Annotated in this window: 30 protein-coding genes and 1 pseudogene; 14 read left to right on the top strand and 17 right to left on the bottom strand. The window is 51.1% G+C overall.

Going from position 1 to position 17,528, the window contains the following annotated elements; genetic code table 11:
* Positions 1 to 90: 90 nt before the first annotated feature.
* From OVA10_RS11370 to OVA10_RS11340, 7 genes are all read right to left on the bottom strand, one after another.
* Positions 91 to 693, bottom strand: coding sequence for a hypothetical protein (locus OVA10_RS11370; RefSeq protein WP_268195951.1), 603 nt, complete (start codon positions 691 to 693; stop codon positions 91 to 93).
* A gap of 56 nt (positions 694 to 749) precedes the next feature.
* On the bottom strand, positions 750 to 1,022 hold the full coding sequence (locus OVA10_RS11365; RefSeq protein WP_268195950.1) for a hypothetical protein: 273 nt from the start codon (positions 1,020 to 1,022) through the stop codon (positions 750 to 752).
* Between the two features lie 36 nt (positions 1,023 to 1,058).
* Positions 1,059 to 1,214: a DUF3927 family protein gene (locus tag OVA10_RS11360; protein WP_268195949.1), complete on the bottom strand. Its 156-nt coding sequence runs from the start codon at positions 1,212 to 1,214 to the stop codon at positions 1,059 to 1,061.
* Positions 1,207 to 1,638 carry a tellurite resistance TerB family protein gene (locus OVA10_RS11355; RefSeq protein ID WP_268195948.1) on the bottom strand — a complete coding sequence of 144 codons (432 nt, stop codon included), beginning with the start codon at positions 1,636 to 1,638 and terminating at the stop codon, positions 1,207 to 1,209. The genes OVA10_RS11360 and OVA10_RS11355 overlap by 8 nt, the downstream gene beginning before the upstream one ends.
* Positions 1,639 to 1,854: 216 nt before the next feature.
* On the bottom strand, positions 1,855 to 2,355 hold the full coding sequence (locus tag OVA10_RS11350) for an antiterminator Q family protein (RefSeq protein ID WP_268195947.1): 501 nt from the start codon (positions 2,353 to 2,355) through the stop codon (positions 1,855 to 1,857).
* A gap of 186 nt (positions 2,356 to 2,541) precedes the next feature.
* Complete coding sequence (locus OVA10_RS11345; RefSeq protein WP_268195946.1) at positions 2,542 to 3,156, bottom strand: recombination protein NinG; 615 nt, start codon at positions 3,154 to 3,156, stop codon at positions 2,542 to 2,544.
* A gap of 109 nt (positions 3,157 to 3,265) precedes the next feature.
* A complete protein-coding gene (locus OVA10_RS11340) occupies positions 3,266 to 3,505 on the bottom strand; it encodes a hypothetical protein (RefSeq protein WP_268195945.1) in 240 nt (79 codons plus the stop codon).
* Positions 3,506 to 3,988: 483 nt separating this feature from the next.
* Between OVA10_RS11340 and OVA10_RS11335 the strand changes: the two genes are divergently transcribed.
* Positions 3,989 to 4,456: a Panacea domain-containing protein gene (locus OVA10_RS11335; RefSeq protein ID WP_268195944.1), complete on the top strand. Its 468-nt coding sequence runs from the start codon at positions 3,989 to 3,991 to the stop codon at positions 4,454 to 4,456.
* Entirely contained in the window at positions 4,457 to 4,840 is a 384-nt protein-coding gene (locus tag OVA10_RS11330) for a hypothetical protein (protein WP_268195943.1), read from the top strand. It abuts the gene before it with no gap.
* Positions 4,841 to 5,110: 270 nt separating this feature from the next.
* Here OVA10_RS11330 and OVA10_RS11325 read toward each other — a convergent pair whose 3' ends face one another.
* The 10 genes from OVA10_RS11325 to OVA10_RS11280 form a co-directional block, all read right to left on the bottom strand.
* Entirely contained in the window at positions 5,111 to 5,788 is a 678-nt protein-coding gene (locus OVA10_RS11325; protein WP_268195942.1) for an ASCH/PUA domain-containing protein, read from the bottom strand.
* Positions 5,785 to 6,021 carry a hypothetical protein gene (locus OVA10_RS11320; protein ID WP_268195941.1) on the bottom strand — a complete coding sequence of 79 codons (237 nt, stop codon included), beginning with the start codon at positions 6,019 to 6,021 and terminating at the stop codon, positions 5,785 to 5,787. Before OVA10_RS11320 ends, OVA10_RS11325 begins: the two co-directional genes overlap by 4 nt.
* Before the next feature lies 1 nt (position 6,022).
* Positions 6,023 to 6,232, bottom strand: a complete 210-nt coding sequence (locus tag OVA10_RS11315; RefSeq protein ID WP_187212571.1) for a hypothetical protein — start codon at positions 6,230 to 6,232, stop codon at positions 6,023 to 6,025.
* Positions 6,229 to 6,489 carry a DUF977 family protein gene (locus tag OVA10_RS11310; RefSeq protein ID WP_268195940.1) on the bottom strand — a complete coding sequence of 87 codons (261 nt, stop codon included), beginning with the start codon at positions 6,487 to 6,489 and terminating at the stop codon, positions 6,229 to 6,231. Before OVA10_RS11310 ends, OVA10_RS11315 begins: the two co-directional genes overlap by 4 nt.
* Positions 6,490 to 6,689: 200 nt before the next feature.
* Entirely contained in the window at positions 6,690 to 7,358 is a 669-nt protein-coding gene (locus tag OVA10_RS11305) for a DUF1627 domain-containing protein (protein WP_268195939.1), read from the bottom strand.
* A 13-nt stretch (positions 7,359 to 7,371) separates the two neighbouring features.
* Positions 7,372 to 7,524, bottom strand: a complete 153-nt coding sequence (locus tag OVA10_RS11300) for a hypothetical protein (RefSeq protein WP_202713330.1) — start codon at positions 7,522 to 7,524, stop codon at positions 7,372 to 7,374.
* 8 nt (positions 7,525 to 7,532) lie between these two features.
* Positions 7,533 to 8,906 (bottom strand): replicative DNA helicase, encoded by a 1,374-nt coding sequence (locus OVA10_RS11295; protein WP_268196886.1) that lies wholly within the window; start codon positions 8,904 to 8,906, stop codon positions 7,533 to 7,535.
* Entirely contained in the window at positions 8,906 to 9,775 is an 870-nt protein-coding gene (locus tag OVA10_RS11290) for a helix-turn-helix domain-containing protein (RefSeq protein ID WP_268195938.1), read from the bottom strand. The genes OVA10_RS11295 and OVA10_RS11290 overlap by 1 nt, the downstream gene beginning before the upstream one ends.
* Positions 9,776 to 9,785: 10 nt before the next feature.
* Complete coding sequence (locus OVA10_RS11285) at positions 9,786 to 10,232, bottom strand: toxin YdaT family protein (protein ID WP_268195937.1); 447 nt, start codon at positions 10,230 to 10,232, stop codon at positions 9,786 to 9,788.
* Positions 10,232 to 10,471, bottom strand: a complete 240-nt coding sequence (locus OVA10_RS11280; protein WP_202770812.1) for a Cro/CI family transcriptional regulator — start codon at positions 10,469 to 10,471, stop codon at positions 10,232 to 10,234. Before OVA10_RS11280 ends, OVA10_RS11285 begins: the two co-directional genes overlap by 1 nt.
* 78 nt (positions 10,472 to 10,549) lie before the next feature.
* On the opposite strand from OVA10_RS11280, the gene OVA10_RS11275 reads away from it, so the two are divergent.
* The 12 genes and pseudogenes from OVA10_RS11275 to OVA10_RS11230 all read left to right on the top strand — a co-directional run bounded on the left by OVA10_RS11275 (position 10,550) and on the right by OVA10_RS11230 (position 17,413).
* Complete coding sequence (locus tag OVA10_RS11275; RefSeq protein WP_268195936.1) at positions 10,550 to 10,951, top strand: helix-turn-helix domain-containing protein; 402 nt, start codon at positions 10,550 to 10,552, stop codon at positions 10,949 to 10,951.
* Positions 10,952 to 11,155: 204 nt separating this feature from the next.
* Positions 11,156 to 11,629 (top strand): hypothetical protein, encoded by a 474-nt coding sequence (locus OVA10_RS11270; RefSeq protein ID WP_268195935.1) that lies wholly within the window; start codon positions 11,156 to 11,158, stop codon positions 11,627 to 11,629.
* Positions 11,630 to 11,980: 351 nt separating this feature from the next.
* A complete protein-coding gene (locus OVA10_RS11265; protein WP_202713336.1) occupies positions 11,981 to 12,388 on the top strand; it encodes a hypothetical protein in 408 nt (135 codons plus the stop codon).
* Positions 12,389 to 12,639: 251 nt separating this feature from the next.
* Positions 12,640 to 12,840, top strand: a complete 201-nt coding sequence (locus tag OVA10_RS11260) for a hypothetical protein (RefSeq protein ID WP_268195934.1) — start codon at positions 12,640 to 12,642, stop codon at positions 12,838 to 12,840.
* A gap of 2 nt (positions 12,841 to 12,842) precedes the next feature.
* On the top strand, positions 12,843 to 12,986 hold the full coding sequence (locus tag OVA10_RS11255; RefSeq protein WP_268195933.1) for a hypothetical protein: 144 nt from the start codon (positions 12,843 to 12,845) through the stop codon (positions 12,984 to 12,986).
* A gap of 20 nt (positions 12,987 to 13,006) precedes the next feature.
* Positions 13,007 to 13,168: a DUF1482 family protein gene (locus OVA10_RS26135; RefSeq protein WP_442787941.1), complete on the top strand. Its 162-nt coding sequence runs from the start codon at positions 13,007 to 13,009 to the stop codon at positions 13,166 to 13,168.
* A 77-nt stretch (positions 13,169 to 13,245) separates the two neighbouring features.
* On the top strand, positions 13,246 to 13,512 hold the full coding sequence (locus tag OVA10_RS11250; RefSeq protein ID WP_268195932.1) for a hypothetical protein: 267 nt from the start codon (positions 13,246 to 13,248) through the stop codon (positions 13,510 to 13,512).
* Positions 13,513 to 13,974: 462 nt separating this feature from the next.
* Entirely contained in the window at positions 13,975 to 15,858 is a 1,884-nt protein-coding gene (locus OVA10_RS11245; RefSeq protein WP_268195931.1) for an exodeoxyribonuclease VIII, read from the top strand.
* On the top strand, positions 15,848 to 16,075 hold the full coding sequence (locus tag OVA10_RS11240; protein ID WP_268195930.1) for a hypothetical protein: 228 nt from the start codon (positions 15,848 to 15,850) through the stop codon (positions 16,073 to 16,075). Before OVA10_RS11245 ends, OVA10_RS11240 begins: the two co-directional genes overlap by 11 nt.
* Positions 16,054 to 16,302 (top strand): annotated as a pseudogene (locus OVA10_RS26130) (DUF7740 domain-containing protein); the annotation flags it as partial. The gene OVA10_RS11240 and the pseudogene OVA10_RS26130, both read left to right, overlap by 22 nt.
* A 113-nt stretch (positions 16,303 to 16,415) precedes the next feature.
* The gene (locus OVA10_RS11235; protein ID WP_326493403.1) at positions 16,416 to 16,595 is read left to right on the top strand and encodes a DUF4060 family protein; all 180 of its coding nucleotides are present in this window, start codon (positions 16,416 to 16,418) and stop codon (positions 16,593 to 16,595) included.
* Positions 16,596 to 16,693: 98 nt separating this feature from the next.
* Positions 16,694 to 17,413: a BRO-N domain-containing protein gene (locus OVA10_RS11230; protein ID WP_268196885.1), complete on the top strand. Its 720-nt coding sequence runs from the start codon at positions 16,694 to 16,696 to the stop codon at positions 17,411 to 17,413.
* Positions 17,414 to 17,528: the final 115 nt, after the last annotated feature.

The raw sequence follows: 17,528 nt of genomic DNA, 5'->3' as shown, positions 1-17,528 counted from the left end.
TCTTCTGAACTCACCATAGCGACCTGATTATTAAAACCCACATGACAATCGCGAAGGCACAGACAACACCCCAGCAAATCTCTTCAACCATCACTTAATAATCCTCTCCGCAGCATCCCGGATACGCATCTTCACGTAATCCTCATTTTCTGGCTGCTCCGCAAACCCCACAGCCAGCATGCCAATCATTGTGCCGAACTGAGGAGGGATAGCCGCTGCACACACCCATTTCACCCCCGCTTCGCGCGCCGTCTTTCCAACCACGGTATTTGCCACGTGCGGCCAGCATTTCGTTTTGCTGTTGATGAGCTCGATAATCTCACCCGTAAGCTTTGACTGTGGGCGAAGGGCAAGGTCTCCCGTCCCCTCCTGATTTGTCAGGCGCTCATTACGCACACGCACGAATATCGCACGGCGCTGGTTGCTCTCAAGGTTGACCGACCACACCGCCGCACTGAGCGCAGTCGTATCAGCCATCAGCGATGTGACCTCAGGCTCTACGCGCTCCTCATCAATGCGTGGATTGCCAAAACTCGCCATCGCCCAGAAGGCAAGCTCGCGCCGGTAATCCCATACCGCATACCCGGATGCGCAGAACGTTACCAGCACCATAAAGATAATCAGCTTCTTCCAGGTATTGACGTAGCGAATGACCGCCAGCGCACGGCCAGCCTCTTTTTGTGTTTCGTCCATAGGGTTCCGTTGTGCCTGACCGGCACTCCGGCGGCGTTAGTTGTTAAATGCTGCCCTCACCAGCCCCCGGAGCTGCCGTCACTGCATGATGATGAACCACTGTCATAACTGCTGCTGGAGCTGGATGAACCGCAGTCACTGCTGTGGTGTGAATGGTGATGCGTGGTTACATCATCAGGCGCGTTAAAAATACTCGCGGGGCTTGCAGGATTTAATGGGCTGAATGGGTCGCGCAAAGGATTGTAAGCCGATGAAGAACCAGAAGAGGAAGCCACTGGTTTGCCAGAGCCTTTTTTCTCGTCTTTTTTCTTTTTCTTTAATCCAAACATGATGAAGCCTCAAAGTAAAACCAGCACGAAGGCTGGTTATTTTTCGGATTTAACCAGCGGCCACATTACAATGACCACCATCGCCACCAGCACGCCATCGGCAAGAACCGACATCAGCTTACTGGTAAAATCGACCATCACCACCAGCGCCAGCAGCAAAGCCGCCAGCACGAGTCTTGCCTGATTAATCAAGGTACGTCTCCAGACGCAGGCCCAGACGGTTGGCGATTTCGTCCAGGACTTTCTTCTCAGCTTCCTGGATATCGCCATCCGCTTCGGCGATCGCAATCGCCGTCACCAGCACATCTTCAGCTTCACGCTGATCGCCTTTGCAGTCTTCAATCTCACGGTACGCAGCCAGGCGGCCAACTTTATAGTTAGCATCAAGCTGCGCGATGATGGTCTGGCTAATACCCTGAATTTCAGAAGTGAACGCGCCCAGCACCGGATTGGCGCGCAGAACCTGATCCACGGAGGCCTTTTCCACGTTGGAGCACTCACCATCGGCATACGCCACCAGCCAGGCGGCATTGATCACCGCCTGAGCCAGATCGCGTTTCTCAAATTTCTTTACTTCAGCTACTGCTTTACGTGCTTTTTTACCAAAACCAAACATAGTGACTTCCTTTAGTGGTGAGCCTTACGCTCAGAGTGGACAGCCCGCAGATGTAGTCACACTGACCACTGCTAAGACTCACCCTGAAAGACTCTGCGGTTGATGTGCGCCGAGCGTGGCGCGGGAATAAAAAAGCCCCGGCGGATGCCAGGGCTGTGTAGAAGAAGATGTCACTCGCAAAGATGGCAACATATATGAATAAGTTTGCTCATTTGTTCATTGAAAAGCAAGCATGATGTGTGGGTTATTTGTCATTTTCTTTGCAATTTCCCGCTCGTTAAACGCATTTTGCAGCGGTTGATGCAGGCAGTAGAGGGATGCGTTGATGACATCCTTCACTTCGCGACGGATGGTTGAAAGGCTAGGTCGCTTATACTGATTGCCAGCCCTGGTCTTCATTACGCGAGGCTTTGACACGGCATGTTGCCATGAGGCGATCCGGATCTCGCTGGCATTGCAGACGTAGTAAGCAAAAATAACCCTCCATGCGTTCTCATCGATATTTTTCAAGTAGTGACGAATAACTGCGTCAATCAGCATTCCGTCATCATCACTACAAACCGGGCGCGACGCTTCCTGCGGCTCGACTGTGGACATAAATTTAGCAATCATGTTGATCATTGCTTTGTCTATCTTTCCACTTTGAGACCATGCACCCCAGAGTTGAAGCCACTGATCAATCCACTGGTGCTGCTCTTTGGTAAGCTCGAGTTTCATGCCATTTCCCCGTCGATCCAGATTTTACGGGGTGCATCTGCTGCTCGTTCCAGTGCTGTTTGTTGTGCTCTGCGTTGGCGTGGGGTCATCGGGCTGGCTCCTGTTTTATTAGTCTGTGACTGTGGACTGGTGGAAGCTTTGCTCGGGCTACGCTTTCAGCTTCATATTGAGTGGCTTGTTCTCGGGTCATGCGGCCACCATCTTTTTCAGTGCGCGCAGATCGGCCAGCGCCTGCAATCGGATAGTTTTCAGTTCTTCCGGCGTCCAGCGGTGCGGGGTGTTGTCGTTCTCCAGTTCCTGCACGGCAGATTCACCGTAAAACGCCACCAGCGAAGCGCGATAAGCCTCGATATTTCCTGATTTGTGGGTATTGCAGACGTCGCACTGGAGATGGATGTTGATGCGGGTAAATCGGAGATGACCGGCGGCAGCGGTTGTTCTGTAGTGCCCGGCATGCCAGGCGAAAGCCGTGCGCGTACCGCAGGAAATACACCCCTTACCGGCTGCCAGCTCTGTTTCACGGCAGATATCGTTAACTGCACGCTGAGTGAGGTCTATCCAGTGCTTGAGGGGTTTGACGGCTTCTTTACGCTGGCGCCATTCAGCGCGCTCGAGCTTTGCCTTTGCTTTGGCCTGACGGGCCTCTGCCTGCTGCTCTCTGGTTTTGGTTTTAGTGACGTGGGCTTTGCCATATTCACAGGCACAGGCGTAGCTGCAGACGGTCTGCTCTGAACGGGCAGGCTCAAACCATTGGCGGCAGGCTTTGTTTGCGCATTTTCGACGGGCAGGCTTTTTGCTCATGCGGCACCGCCAGCACAAGCAAAAACACCGCAACGGTGTGCGGTGGAAGTGTTCAGATTGGTACTGCTTTTGTGCGCCATCTCGTCATCTCAGTTGGCGCAGAAATTACTCAGGAAGGGTGTTCAGCCCTGTTGGAAATTGTAGCATCACAATGACAGCAATTTCCAGCCAATATTCCAGCCTCACGCAAAACCTTTAAACTCGCCACGAACTCATCGGTGGTCAGCGCAAAACCACCTTCAACGTGCATCCTTTCTACATAGAGCAAAACTGAACCAGAGAACTCGCGAATGCCTGGTATCAGTGACTCAGGTACATAAATCGCAATCATACTTTCATCTGTGTGCATGTGTTTTATCCAAAAGGTTGTAAAAAGCCTTCATCCCGGTTTTGGCTTTACCTTTCAGCGCTGAAGTTTCATTTTAGGTTCCAGTTTTTCATATGGTTAATAGGTTTTATAGATCGAACTTGTGGTTTCAATCTGCTTTAACGATCAATTTACAACCTTATGATTTTGACACTGTTCTTAACGTGGCTTACGTGATTTAAATCACTAATAAATAAATATATTTAACTTACGAACGAAAGCTCATCCGATGAGTTGGCTGTAATATTTGTTACAAAGCGCCCCGCCAGCCCGCGCCAGATAACGCTTGATAAATACACTTATCGCGCATTTTTCGACCAGATTTAGCGCACAACAAAATGAAGGAATCTCTGTTGCGTGCTAATTCTTTAGGCTAATATGTGCCAAGCTGGATTGACACATTCAGCGCCCCCTCACGGAATATCATCAAATGGACTATGCGCTGCATAAAAAAGGAGGCTTGTTATGGCATACCCAACTATCGCTGTAGCCAACGCCTTTATCGAGAAGGCACAGCAAGGCTTTCTGCCAGACCTCGACCCCATGAAACTTCAGAAGCTAATCTTCTACGCTCAGTCGTGGCACCTCAGGCTATACAATGAGCCGCTCGTGGATGATTTCTTCGCCAAATGGCCTTACGGGCCGGTAATACCGTCCCTGTACCACGAAGTTAAGCGCTACGGCTCAAAGCCAATAACCAATTTAATTTCCAATGTGAGCTGGAAAGGTGACGACATGGTCATTGTCACGCCAACAATCCCTCACTGCGATCAGAAAACCACTGCGCTGATTGATAAAATCATTGAGGTGTACGGCCCACTCCGTGGCACCCAGCTCTCTTATCTCACCCACCAGGAAGGAACGGCCTGGTCTGAAACCGAGAAAGAGGGTGCGGTTATCCCAAACGACATGCTGGCAAAACACATAAAATAAATGTTCGAAAAACTGGATGAAATTGGCAAGGATGCGCCCGACATATCTTCAGTCCCTGACTGGCTCCCTCCCGTTGGCGCCATACCCAACCCCGAAACGGCAAACCAAAAACACCCTGACGAAAGAGAGCAGGATGTTGCCGATCGCATCGCCAACCGGCAGCTACGTGAGAAATTCGCCGACAAAGCCTATAAGGTCGTTAAATACGGTCTCTACTGGTGGGGGTCGGTGATACTTCTGGCCGCCGCAGGAAAAGCGACGGGAAAAGAGGTGATTTCCGATTCCGTTCTGATAGCAATTACCTCCGCATCAACGCTCAATCTTTTTGCAGCGTTCCTCGGTGTGATTAGAGGTCTATTCCCTAAAGGATCATCGGAGAAGTGATCGCCCCGACTTGCGTCGTGGATAAAAAACCCGCCGAAGCGGGTTAGCCTGTGAGTATTTCAGCATCCGCGTGAAGCTCCCGGTTACGCCGCTCACAAATGCTCTGCCCGAACCTCTCACGCTGGTTGCCACACATCCAGCAGCTGCACAGGCATGGTGTGCGCGCTGCCTTTCCGATGTGGGACGGTGTGTGTGCCCCGGCGGTGTGATAGCTCTTTCTGTTCTGCTTCATTCGACGGGCGTGGTGCCTGCGCTCAGGCCTTGTTCGGATCATCTCGCTCCACCTGCTGCGAGCATGGCCCGCCAGATGCGCCGACGGTTATCGTGGTGCAAGCACTCCTCCCCGTTATGATGCTCTTTGCAGCCATTCTCGGATAGCATGTCCCATGTCGGCTCTACCGGAACCATTACCCAACCATCCGGAATCACCGGAGAGTTGAGAGAATCGCGCTCTGCAAGGATTTTCTCGGCGTCGATTGCTATGCCAGCGTTACGTAAGGCTTCAACTCCATCGCTCAACTTGTAAGGCTGGCTTACAGGTTCGGCTTTACCCTGCATGGCGGCGCGCACTGCTCGTGCGATGCGCTCGCGAAGTTGTTGTGTTGCGTGATATTGAACAGCTATATCGCGCAACTCGTTTACCAGCTCGCGTATATGATGGTCTTTCATCGGTACCGGCGCTGGCGGGGCGATGCTCAGGAGCACGTAACCCGGCCTCAACTGGCCAAGTTCAGCGACGTGCGTTACGGTCACGCTGAGGTATTCCCCGGTGAATTCCTCCTCGTTCGGGTCCCACTCGCAAAGCTCAAGAGTATCGCCAGCCTGATAATCTCGGTCATTACAGCGCAGTTCTGCGCGCTTAAGGCCGTCGCGAACCGCTGCGAAGTATTCCGGCCAAATCTTCAGGTTATGCGTTTTACCTGTCTGCTCTTTGGTGATTGTGGTCATGCTGTCGCTCCTACCTCACGGAATAATACTGATTGTTGAAATCCCGTCAGGAACCAGATCCCATCAGCACGCAGACTCATTTCATACCAGTCCTCAGGATTCAGATCGGAAACGAGGTTATCACCGCATATGCAGGTATCAGGCCCGCGCTTTTCAGAGTCGTAGATTTCACCAGGGAGGAACCATTCCGGGTTCTCTGAATGTACACACGCCATTTTTTTTACGTTACCCATGTCACTCTCCTTTGGTGGTGATGCCAGCGACAAATCGCGATGGCGACCAGTCGCAGTAAGTGTCCGTTTCTACGTGTCCAAAGATGGCTTTACAGCGGCGGATGTGTTGGCAAATCCCGCAGGTCACCCCTACAGGCAGACGCATTTTGTCAGGGTCAGTGGGATCGTAGTTCAGCGCCTTTTTGTCGACTGCCTGCTTATTCGTTGTCATGCTGCATTCCTGTTGTATGAAAAACGCTTCAAATCAAAATCAATCGTAGCGCGCTGGTCGCGAAAAATGCCGCACCGACCGTGGCGAACCAGCTGGCCGCGCTCTGTAGCCATGCGCATGTACTTTTCAGCTGTGGAACGGTGAAGCCCGAACATCGCAATTACGTCTTTTGTCGTGATGCGGCCACGCTCATTCACCAGCTCGATGATTTTTCCGATCATCAGCGTGCGCTCCTCAAGTGATTTTTTTCTGCCCATCGGCGACACCCTCCACCAGCTCTTTCCATTTTTCGATTAATGCCGTCCGGGCAGACTGCTCACTGCCAGGCGGGAATGAAAACCCCTTGCTACGCCCTGCGCATCCGTTTGAACAACGCACCTGCGCAGAACCCCAGTTAATACCGCGACTACGGACAGTGATTGATGGCTGCATACCGCAGTCAGGGCAGCGAGGTAAGTTATGCATCGCGCAGACCCACCAGCAGGTTTTTATGGCGGCGCAGCTGCCGTACCACACCCTGAAGCTTTTGCAGGCTGGACAGCTTCGCTTTGGTGCGGCGAATCTCCTGGGAGATAAAGCGGGATGACGGGATCACCAGGTCGTCGGCGCGGGCGGTGAATACCGGGATGTCCTGCACGATTTCGGCGGTGGTTTTGGTGGAGACCTCAGGCGCGGTGGCAAGGTCTACCGGCGGCGCAGCGGTTTCCGGAACGCTATCGACTGGCGCAGCAGGCACAGAGTAAACAAACTTGTTCCCCACCTTCTCCCGGCTTACCTCACCTTTGGTGACAAGGTTGGTCAGCATCGTGGCGACGCCCTTCGCTGTGGCGCCGGTGATTTTTGCCAGCTGGTCGGCAGGCATTGGCCCCTTCTCCACCAGCATCCCCTTCAGCTCAAACGCAGTGATGCGGACGGGCGGTACAGCTTTCTGACCTTTTTCGGGCTTTGCCGGAGCATCGCCTGCCTGGGTAAACCACCAGTAGCCGTTGGCCTGTGCCACCTCAAATCGGTCTTCATGCTCGCGCAGCATGTCCAGCGCAGCAGCAGGTTCGATTTTCATACGGGCGGCAATATCGCGCGCAGTGGCCTTTTTCATCGCTTTCAGTACGTCCAGAATATTTTCCATGTTGCTCTCCTGATTAAATTTTGTTTAATTCGTTTTTGACTTTTGCCGCGTCAATCATTTTCCTGATTGCCACCAGATTCTTTTGGTTTCGCTGTCTCTGCTCTGCGGTGAGACCCCTGCCAAATTTCAGAATCGTTCTCTCAAGAACCTGCTCGGTTTTCTTCATGCCTCACCTCAAACATCCGCGCCAGATGCATATCTCCTGGGGTTTTTCTGAGCCTGAGGCGTGATTGCGCAAGCCTCTCTCGCCTCGTCCTGGTCACATGGTTTGAAATGACCGTTTGTGAATCGTCTGTATGCCGTCCCCAGCTTGCCGTGGCGGTTTTTTGTCACAATTATTTCAGCGTAAGGTGCGGCGGCCGACTGCTCGTTGTAGACCGCATCCCGGTAGGTCATGAGGATAAAATCAGCATCCTGCTCAATACTCCCGGAGTCGCGCAGATCGCTGTTTGTTGGCCTCTTGTTGGCCCTGTCCTCAACCTTTCGTGAAAGCTGGCTCAGCAAAAGCACTGGCGTTCCGAGCGCCATGGCTGTTCTCTTCAGCGTGCCGGTAACATGTGCAACGGCAAGGTCATGGCGCTCGGTTTTAGGTAGCTCCATCAGCGTCAGGTAGTCGATAACAATCAGGGATAACCCTGGGTGGCGCTGCTTGTGTCGCGTTGCTATAGCCCTGACCTGCTCAACGGTCAGCCTGGAAATATCCACAACCCAGCAGTCAATACCCTGAAGCATGCCCACCCCCATAGAAACTCGCGCCCACTCCTCGTCACGCATCTTTGACGGATTGCGCAGCGTCGATACAGAGAGGTTTCCGGCATCAGCAATCTGGCGCTCGATGATTTGCTGTGCACTCATTTCCATCGAGAAAATCAACACTCCGCGTCGCTGATCCGCTGAAGCTCTCTGCTGTGCAACGCCCTGTGAAATCGACAAAGCGAGTTCCGTCTTGCCCATGCCAGGTCTTCCAGCCAGGACGATCAGCGAGTCTGGGTTAATCCCACCCATCAGGTCGTCCAGCTCTTCGATGCCCGTTTTCAGGTTGTAGTTATCCTCCTGGCGACTGCTGCGCTCATCCAGCAGCTCGACGTATGCGTCAAGAAGCTCAGACGTGTGCACAGGGCGAATTTCATCCCTTGGCGTCCTGATTGCCTGGATGCGACTCAGCATCTCGTCTATGGCCGTCTCAGCCACGAATATCGAGCCATCAGCAATGCGGCTATGCGTCTCGCTTATCGCGCTGAGGATCTGGCGGCGCTCATGGTTCGCCATAACCTGTCCGGCATAACCACGGAGGTTTGCTGCGCTTGGGCAGGCCCTGTATGTTTCCATCACCGTTGCGAAGAGTTCGTCACCGACACTCTCTGCCACCAGCATTGGGTCGATTAAATTTCTTGTTTTTGCCTGGCGCTGAATTTCCGTGAAAATTGTCCTGTACGCCGGAATCGAAAACGCATCCGGTGCCATCGTGCTGATCACGTCATCCGCATCAGGCGTCAGGCCGCCAATCAGCAAACCGCCGATAACGCTGGCTTCCAGATCCTGAACAATCATGCCTGCACCTCAGAATCACCAATTGACCCCTCACGCACCGCAACGAGGGTTTGTTCTTTCAGGATGTAATCAATATCAGCCCGCCAGCCGCGCTCGTTTTCGCCGAAGTAGAACGAGCGGGCCATTTTCGAGAACGCCTTCAGGTATGCCCTAAAGCCCTCGACATTCGCCGTTTTTAGCTTTGGCAGAAGGCGTTTCAGTGCCGCCCTGCGCTTGTCGGTGATCACCTTCGCCCATGGCAGTCGGTCGCCGAGGATTTCGTTATAGGTGTCGAAATACTCCTGGTAGTCGATGCGAGGCTGTTTTGTTTTTTGCTTTTCAGTTTTGCCAGGCAAATCGTCAGACTGCTTGTCAGGATGACTATAGTGTTTTGACTGATTAACTGACTGATTCAAAAGAGTGACTGATTCGGGTGCAACTCCTGCACCACCATCTGGTGAACCATTTGCACTAGCTGATGCACCGTTTGCACTACCTAGTGCAACTCCTGCACCACCATCTGGTGAACCATTTGCACTAGCTGATGCACCATTTGCACTAGGTGCGTTTTTTTCCAAAGCTTTAGCAGGCTTGAAGCTCTCCAGCATCTCCGCCTTACCCTTTGCCAGGGTAAGGCGATAGACATTGCTGGCGTTCCCATTCAGCCCTTTGCGCGTTTCTTTACTGAGAAAACCACACGCACACAGCGCAGCGATATGACTCACGACGGAGCGGCGGCTAATCTCGCACTGATCGGCAATATGCTGATAACTAGGCCAGCACTCGCCCTTATCGCTGGCGTTATCGGCCAGCTTAAGCAGAACCAGTTTTCGCAATGGATTGCCGACCCTAACCTTCATGACTTGAACCATCAGTTCCATGCTCATAACAACTACCTCAGTGGAACAAATTACCGCCCGCCGGGCCGCTGCCCTGATGGCGGTCAATCATCGAAATAATCGCGCCAAACATGGCATCAATCTCGCTCTCAAGGCGCTTCGCACGCTGCGTAAGCTCACGCATTGGCTCGGATGAAAAACTCTGCATGTAAGCCAGCAGGCGCGCGTTTTTGCTGTTCTTCAGTGCGTTCTCAATCGCCGGAAGTAACGACATGAGATTTTTTCGCTGATACGCTGTTTCGCCGTAAATCCACCCGCCAGGTGTGCGGAACAGTCGCTGTCTGTTTTTATCGCGCGAGCCTCGTTCTTCAGGGTCATAAAGCCTCGTTGAGGCTGGGTTAATGGCGTGCTCTTCAACTGCGATCAGTCGGGCAATTTCCTCTGGTTTGGTTTTCACCTTCCAGGCTTGCAGCGTTGCAGCGATGTGCTCGTGTTTGATTTCCATTAATCAGACTTTCCCTTAATCGTTCCGGTATTCTTCGTGCCAGATCGCTTTGACTGGCGGTGACGGTCATACACGTCTTTGTCGTAAACAAGCACTCCGCCTGATGCGTCTGACAAACGCTGAGCACAACGCTCAGGAACCAGGAGTTTCCATTGGCTTACTGCCGATGGATCAACTCCTGCAATCGACGCCACGCGGGTATTGGTGCCGAAAAAATTGACCACTTCTGACTTCAACATACTCACCTCTGTTATTGAGTTTTCTCAATACTAATATCATGAGGAATCTCAGGTCAAGTAATATTAAGATTTCTAAACATGAATAAGCTAACGCCAGGCCAGAGAATCAAACAGAGACGCCAGGATATGGGGCTGAGCCAAAGCAAGCTCAGCAAGGCATCTGGGGTTTCTGGATCATCAATTTCACTGTGGGAAAGTGATACCACTGCCCCGCGCGGTGAGAACCTTCATAGGCTCGCGTCGGCGCTTCAGTGCTCGCCGACTTGGATACTTTTCGGTGACGAGGACAAGACTCCAGACGAGCCGGAAGAACCAGCCATTAAGCCAATCAGCGATGAAGAGGCCGAACTGCTAAAGCTTTTCAGATCTCTCCCCGCCTCCGAGCAGCAGGCTCAGATACAAAACCTCAGGGCGCGAGTTAAAAACTTCAACAAGCTGTTTGATGAACTACTCGAAGCAAGAAAAAGACTAGAGCAATAACTGCGCACCAATAAGAAAATTATCACAGCATTATCAATGTGTTGTGATAAAACTCGCCATTTGCTATGAGTTTTCTCAATATTTTTGTTGACGCAAACCAATGAGAAAACTAATCTACATCCCATCAAGCAATCACAAGCAGTGATTACTCGGAATCAAAACGTTCCGCTGGTCCGGCGATACAGGGCTTAACAGGAGAGAGATATGAGTGAGCGAAAAATCAGTATCGTGTGCGACGGGCTTTCGAGCGAAGAAGTCATGGAATGGATGAAGTGCAAGGTGCAGAAGGCTGCGCTTTTGGAAGCAGCGCTCACCGAGAAGGCTTATCTTTTTAAAGCGCTGGGTGATGTTGAGTTACGTATTGAGCAGCTTTCAGTGGAAGCGGCGGTAGATATTGCAAGTGCCGGGCGCGATTGTGCAGATCCTATTCCATTTGCTGGGCTGCCGAAAGAGGTGCAGGTGGCAGCGCCTCAGTCAGGTAAATATATCGTCTGCCATGCAAATGGCGCAGGTGAATGGGGATTGAAAACCTACACCGACGGAATGATGGACGCTATTTATGCTCCTTCAAATAAGGCGGCAGCCATGTATTCAATTGAGTGTTTTTTCGCTGGTATAGAAGAGAACAAATCAATTCGCAACCAGCTTCTTGGTGCGGGTTATTTGTCAGGATTGTAAACGGAGTATGTCTGATTGAACTCTATCTGGTGCAGAGTTCCTTCGCTGTTCCTGATTTTAATTCTGTAAAAGCACAGGTCTCCATGGCCGAAGTAGATCTCATGATCATCTGGTAATTCGGACAGTGGATCAGCAATTCGTTTTTTGAATTCGGCTACGGTCATTGGATAAAAAGACATTTTACCCTCCATGGGGTGTTGTATTTGATGGAGTTCTCCACGTGCTGTGTGGAGTTCGTGCGCCGGACACGGGTGAGCATCCGGCGAAAACATAGTACCAGCCTACCCCAGCATGAAACAGGGCGGGCGCATTTAAAGCTAAACAGCATCAAGGTCTTAACAGGAGAGAGAAATGGGTGAGAGAAAAATTAGTGCTGAAGGGGCGTACTTTTCACAGCGGAAATTCTGGCAGCAGGTGCAAAAAATCACCGAAGAAGCTTTGATTTCAAGCCCTGCTGATCGCCCGTTCGATGATTTTAATAACCCGTCAGTGCATGCTCTTTTCAACCTGTTGGATGAGTATGGTTTTGTGCATAAGGGGGGGCTTCTGGTAGATAGCGTTTATAGCGGTTGGAATGCGGAAAACGGAAAGGCATTACCGCCAACTTTAAGCATTAGCGGGAATGCCGATGACCCAAAAACTATAGTTTGTGCCATTCACCTTGCGTGGTTTTCCGGGAAAACTCGACGTGAGGTCGCTCCCTTAATGTTATGTGGCTCAAATTGCCCGACGCCCTCTCTTTATTCAGGAAGTCGTTGAGCATGCCAATAAGATAATCATTCTGTGTAGCAAATATGCCATCGCTTTTCATAATGCTGAATTCGAGATGATTTGGGCAATTAAAGGTGAAGTATCCGGCGCGAATTTCTTCGACAATTGATGTGGCGCTACAGGCAGGGCATTGTTTTTGAGACATTGAAATTTCCTTTCTGGTTGTGTGAGAGCTCCAGTATGCCACCGAGCCTGAAGTGGATAAAAGACAGGCGCACTAATAGCTTAGGGAAAACACTATGACGGCATACATCAGCATTGCAGTGTTAGAGGTTCCGGCGTTCTGCCCGGTAGTGGAGTGCAGCGAGTGTGATGACCATAGCTGCAAGCACAATCAGGGAAGAGAAAAACGAATAGCGGCAGCACTGGCAGAATACGAACAGGCTCAGCGCAACCTTCAGCAGAAAGAGACTGCATTAATCGCAGCAATTAAGGGGTAGTTATGGCGGAGTATTTAGAGGTCTTAATCAGCAAATATAAGCGAGCGGAATACCTGATTGAGGAGTTTGGCGATAGCTCAATGCTGGAGTCTTTTAAGTCCTGCGATAACGGCCCCTACATTTACGATTTTATTGAAAGGAAGTAATCATGGCTGAAACGTAGGCCCTGGTAATCACTCTTTTAGCCGCCGACGGAAGCAGGGTTGATGTGGTGAAAGATATATTCGAAACGAAAGAAAAATGTAATCAGGTTATTTTTGAAGAGCGAGTATTTAACGGCGCGTGCTACCAGGTGGATAAAATCATTCACCAGAATGAATCTGAATAAGCTGTAATTTAATTAATCCGTTTTACCCTGCGCCTTTTCTGGTGGGGATTACTGCAATCAAAAAAAAGGAGTGAGTAATGGAAGTATTAATGGCTGATTTAACCCTAAATACCGTAAGCAAGAACCTTGCAACATTTAATTTATCTGACGTTATTTCAGGGGCATTTCACCGCCACAGCGATAACTCAGTGACCATTGTTCTTGATGGTGGTTATGTAATGGGTAAGGCTGACTGCTCTGCCTGCGCAATAGAAAAGATTGGTTCGGTAGCTATTCAGTATATGAGAGAGCGTTTCTCTTGCGGCATTGATTACAGCGACTATAAGCGCCTCTACCTCAATTAATAAAGTATGCAGCGCGTAGTTTTGTCGGTGTCAGGTTTTTGTATTCCTTACTGGCACCGACCTTTTTAGTGAACTCTGTAGTGCGGTGAATGCGGCTCTGCGCACGCGGCACAGCCAGAAATAATACCTGTCATTATGGGTTGGGAAGATTGTTGTCTCCTGTAATTGCTGGCTGGTTACAGGAACCGGGAGGCACCCGGCACCGCACTACAAAGTTCATTAATGCTGGAAGAGGATATGGAAGAATCTATTAGATGTGAAGCGTGCAGGGTTGTGCATGATAAATCAAAAATGCATTACAGCCAAAAAAAGGGAATATCCAGATATTACTGTCACAGTTGCAACGAAGAAAGAAAGAAATTTGCCAATCTCAGGGCCGCGCAGCGTAATTTCAGGAATACAGCACCAAGAAAAAGTACGACCAATTCTAAATACTCACTATTTTAAATAAAAAGGCCACATATGACTGTTGAATTAAAGGAATTTAGCGGTGCGTCATTAGTAAAAGACAAAGCACTGAAAAGAGATCCGGATTTAAAACCGTTGGCTATTAAAGTCAAAACCACAAACAAGGCCACGGCTGAGGCTATCATTGCCGGTAAGCTGGCAGAGCATTACCCGGCTAACATCGACGACTATTTCAAAGTAAAGGTGTGGGAGCACCGGGAAGGGCTGCCGCGCATTACTGCTGAGTACGGTGTGTTCTGTTCTGACTTTTTCAGCAACATAGCTGTATGGAACCCTGAAGCTGGTGAGCCCGTGGCTGCGCCTGAAGCTGACTATGAAGAACGGAAGGATGAACCGGCGCTTAAACTCGTCAGTGCGCTGGACAAAGCCTCCCGCGCAGCAGCTCTTGTCCTGTTTGGGCCTGTCACTGAAATCAGCTCGGCGCAGTACGGTCAGATTGTTGATCTGATTAGCGATGAAGATGGGCATTTTGATCGCGAGCTGGCGGAAGCCGTAAGTCGAGAATCCCGCGTACTGGCGCTGGCTACAGAGCGTCAGATCGCCCTGCTGGCCTGGGTGCGTGAAACAGCGAAAGAATCGGCTCAATGGACTGATTTAGTCAAGCTACTGGCTAAGTGGCTGGATACTCCAGTTGATAAGCGCCCACAGGCAGCTCGTCCCGATAATGAAGGGGTCGAGTTTGTTCGCACTGACACAGGTGCTCGCCTGTGCACCGGAGCGCCTACAGACCGCAATTTCAAGCACAGCAAAGATAGCTTGGGTAACGAAATCGCTTTAGGGATGCTGGCGCGTGAACATGAATTCAACATCTACACAGTAGGCCTGCCGTTATATCAGCAGGCTGAGAATATCCGCCTGTCAGGAACCAATGAAGAATTCAATGCCTGGTACCGCATGTTTATTACCACTCCTGGTGGGATGGACTTCTCACGAGCAAGCAATATTGCCGTGGTTAAAACGGCTCCAGAGGACCTTTGGAAAGACCCGGTTAAACACCGCGAGTATTTCAACCGCGTCATGACAGAATCAGATCACGCGAACCCTGATCCGCTAATCGTCGATATTGCCTGTGGCCGATCCTCTTCTCCAATGCCTCATGCCATTAAAGAGAATGCATCTCATGATGAAACCCAACCGTCTGTATCAGTCGAAACTGAAATACCAGCAGTCTGCCCGGTGCGCGTTGCTGAGCTCGATAAAGAACTCAGCGAGGCATTTGCACAGAGCGCAGGGAATAATGACCAGCCAAAAATCGAAAACATTGGCGGTGGTATTTTCTCAGTCGATGCGCTGATCGGCGGCAGTGCCTCAAATGAAGGAGAAAAACAGGAAGTGCCGCCAGCACTGAGTGAGCGAGAGCTGGAAATCGCGGTTGCGCTGAATGACCTTCTCGCCGAGCGCACGCGGATTATGGATAAGGCGGATGTCAGCGAGCTGCTGCAGGCGGCCAGCCTGAAAACCTCCGACGTTATCCCGCTGCTGATGCAGGATATTGCCACCACTGAACTCTGCCTGTCTCCCGACTTTAGCGAGCTGGAGATTCAGGATGTCGCCACTACGATTCTGGAGAACTGGTCTGATGATATCAACGTCCGCCAGAAGGTTGCGCTGGATGCCATTGTAGAGTTTCGCAAACCAGCGCCACCAAAAAGCGCAGCACCGATAAGCACCGCCAAGGCCAGCAATGACGCGGAACCAGAGCAAATTACTGCACCAGCGCTCAGCGGCCTATCCTACCGCCAGCAGCTCACCATCGCCGCGCTGAATGGCCTGTGCGCAAACCCTGCTTATTGCCACGCACGCCACGACCTGCCGCTGATGGCTATTGATTTGGCTAGCGATGTAATTGATATGCAGGACGGCGTCGATGCGGATTGAATTTATCGATAAAGGCGCTGTTGGCCATATGGTGATCAGCAGCCCTTTCTGGCGCGTCAGGCGTCACTTTCGCGCGGTGGATGCCGCGCTTATCGAATCACCCTGCATCACCTGGCGCAACGAAGGAGGGTTCTGGGTGAAGCGCACAATACTGAGCGGGCCAATTTTTCCCATGTTCCGGACGCATAAGGCCGCATGGAGGGAGGTGAACCGCTGATGAGCAAAGCAAAAGAGGTGATCGCCAGCGGAATGTGGGCGGAATTTCCTGATGTGCTGATAACGCTTGAGCTGTGCAGGGTGTTTGCTCAGAGGGATAAGCGCAGCGTGCCGGCATCATTGCGGGGCTGCGCCAGGGTACTGGCGGATAGAGTAGAAAACTACAGGCTGCGCGCCGCGCTGCAGACGATGAGCAAAAGCCTTTTTCCGGAGACGCAGATAAGCCAGATACGCGACTGCATCAGGAAAATGGAAACGGCTGTGATAAGGGGTCTTCCGGATGCGATTGATAAACAGAAGCGTAAAAAAACACTGACGAAGCTACTGCGTGCAACGAAGCCCTGCAGCAGCATGTCTGTCGATTCGGTGACTACGCCAGGCAGTACACACAGACCATGTACACGGTACAGGTCGGAAAAAAGAAAATTACCGTTGAGGTTATAACCCGCCGGAAAAGTTACGTCGCCAGGGCCATGAATGGTGCCAGGCGGCTTTACCGGCTGCCGGGTATCAGGGGGTGATATGGAAGATTTGCTGGTTCCGTTAATTGTGATGTCCGTTCTCATTATTGTTATAGCCGTTGCCGGTATCGCTGTGTGCGTTATGGATCGTCTGATTGATGACTAAATTTAGAGAAGAAAAAATGACCGAATTAACTGTAGTGAAAGATTTTGATTTCGATGGGCACGCCATTCGCACTATGAGCGATGGGATTGGTGAGGTGTGGTTTGTTGCAAAAGACGTGGCTGAAATTCTTGGTTATGGGCAAGCTACCGACATGACCCGTCGGCTGGATGACGATGAAAAGCAGACCCGCTTTGATCGCTGTTCCCAGAATAATCAGGTGCTTATAACTGAGTCTGGACTCTATAACGCCGTGCTGGGTTCGCAAAAGCCTGAAGCAAAGCGCTTTAAAAAATGGGTTACATCGGAAGTGCTGCCGACCATTCGTAAAACCGGCGGGTACAACCTGATACCGCAGACCTATTCTGACGCGCTCCTTGAGGCGGCCCAACAGGCCCGGCGGGCGGAGGATGCTGAAAAATTGCTGGAGAAAAAAGACGATCAATTCAAGTCTGTTCGCGGTTCTTACGGCAATCACGTCATGCAGCACAACAAATACAAGCACAGCAAAGGCGAAGGCTTCCGGCATGCCACCATCGCCCATGTAAAGGCGACGATTCCTGGCAAGTATCGCTGGCAGAACCTGGCTAACTACTGCAGCTATCACAATCTGCCAGTAGAGATCCTGACGCCACATTACCGGTCTGTTCCGCTGAACTCGTATCCAGCAGAGGCATGGATGGCGATTTATAACATCGATATTTCAGGGCTGTGAGGTTGAGTATGAAATGGCCTGAGGCTTTTGCGTTTGCGATCTCGTGCATTTGCGCTGCAGCAGTCTGGATTGCTGTGATTCTTCATAACTGATTTTTGAAAATCAACCTGCGCCA

Origin of the sequence: Lelliottia sp. SL45, from assembly GCF_026672535.1 — a bacterium.
Lineage (GTDB): Bacteria > Pseudomonadota > Gammaproteobacteria > Enterobacterales > Enterobacteriaceae > Enterobacter > Enterobacter nimipressuralis.
This window is presented reverse-complemented; position numbering and strand designations above follow the sequence as displayed.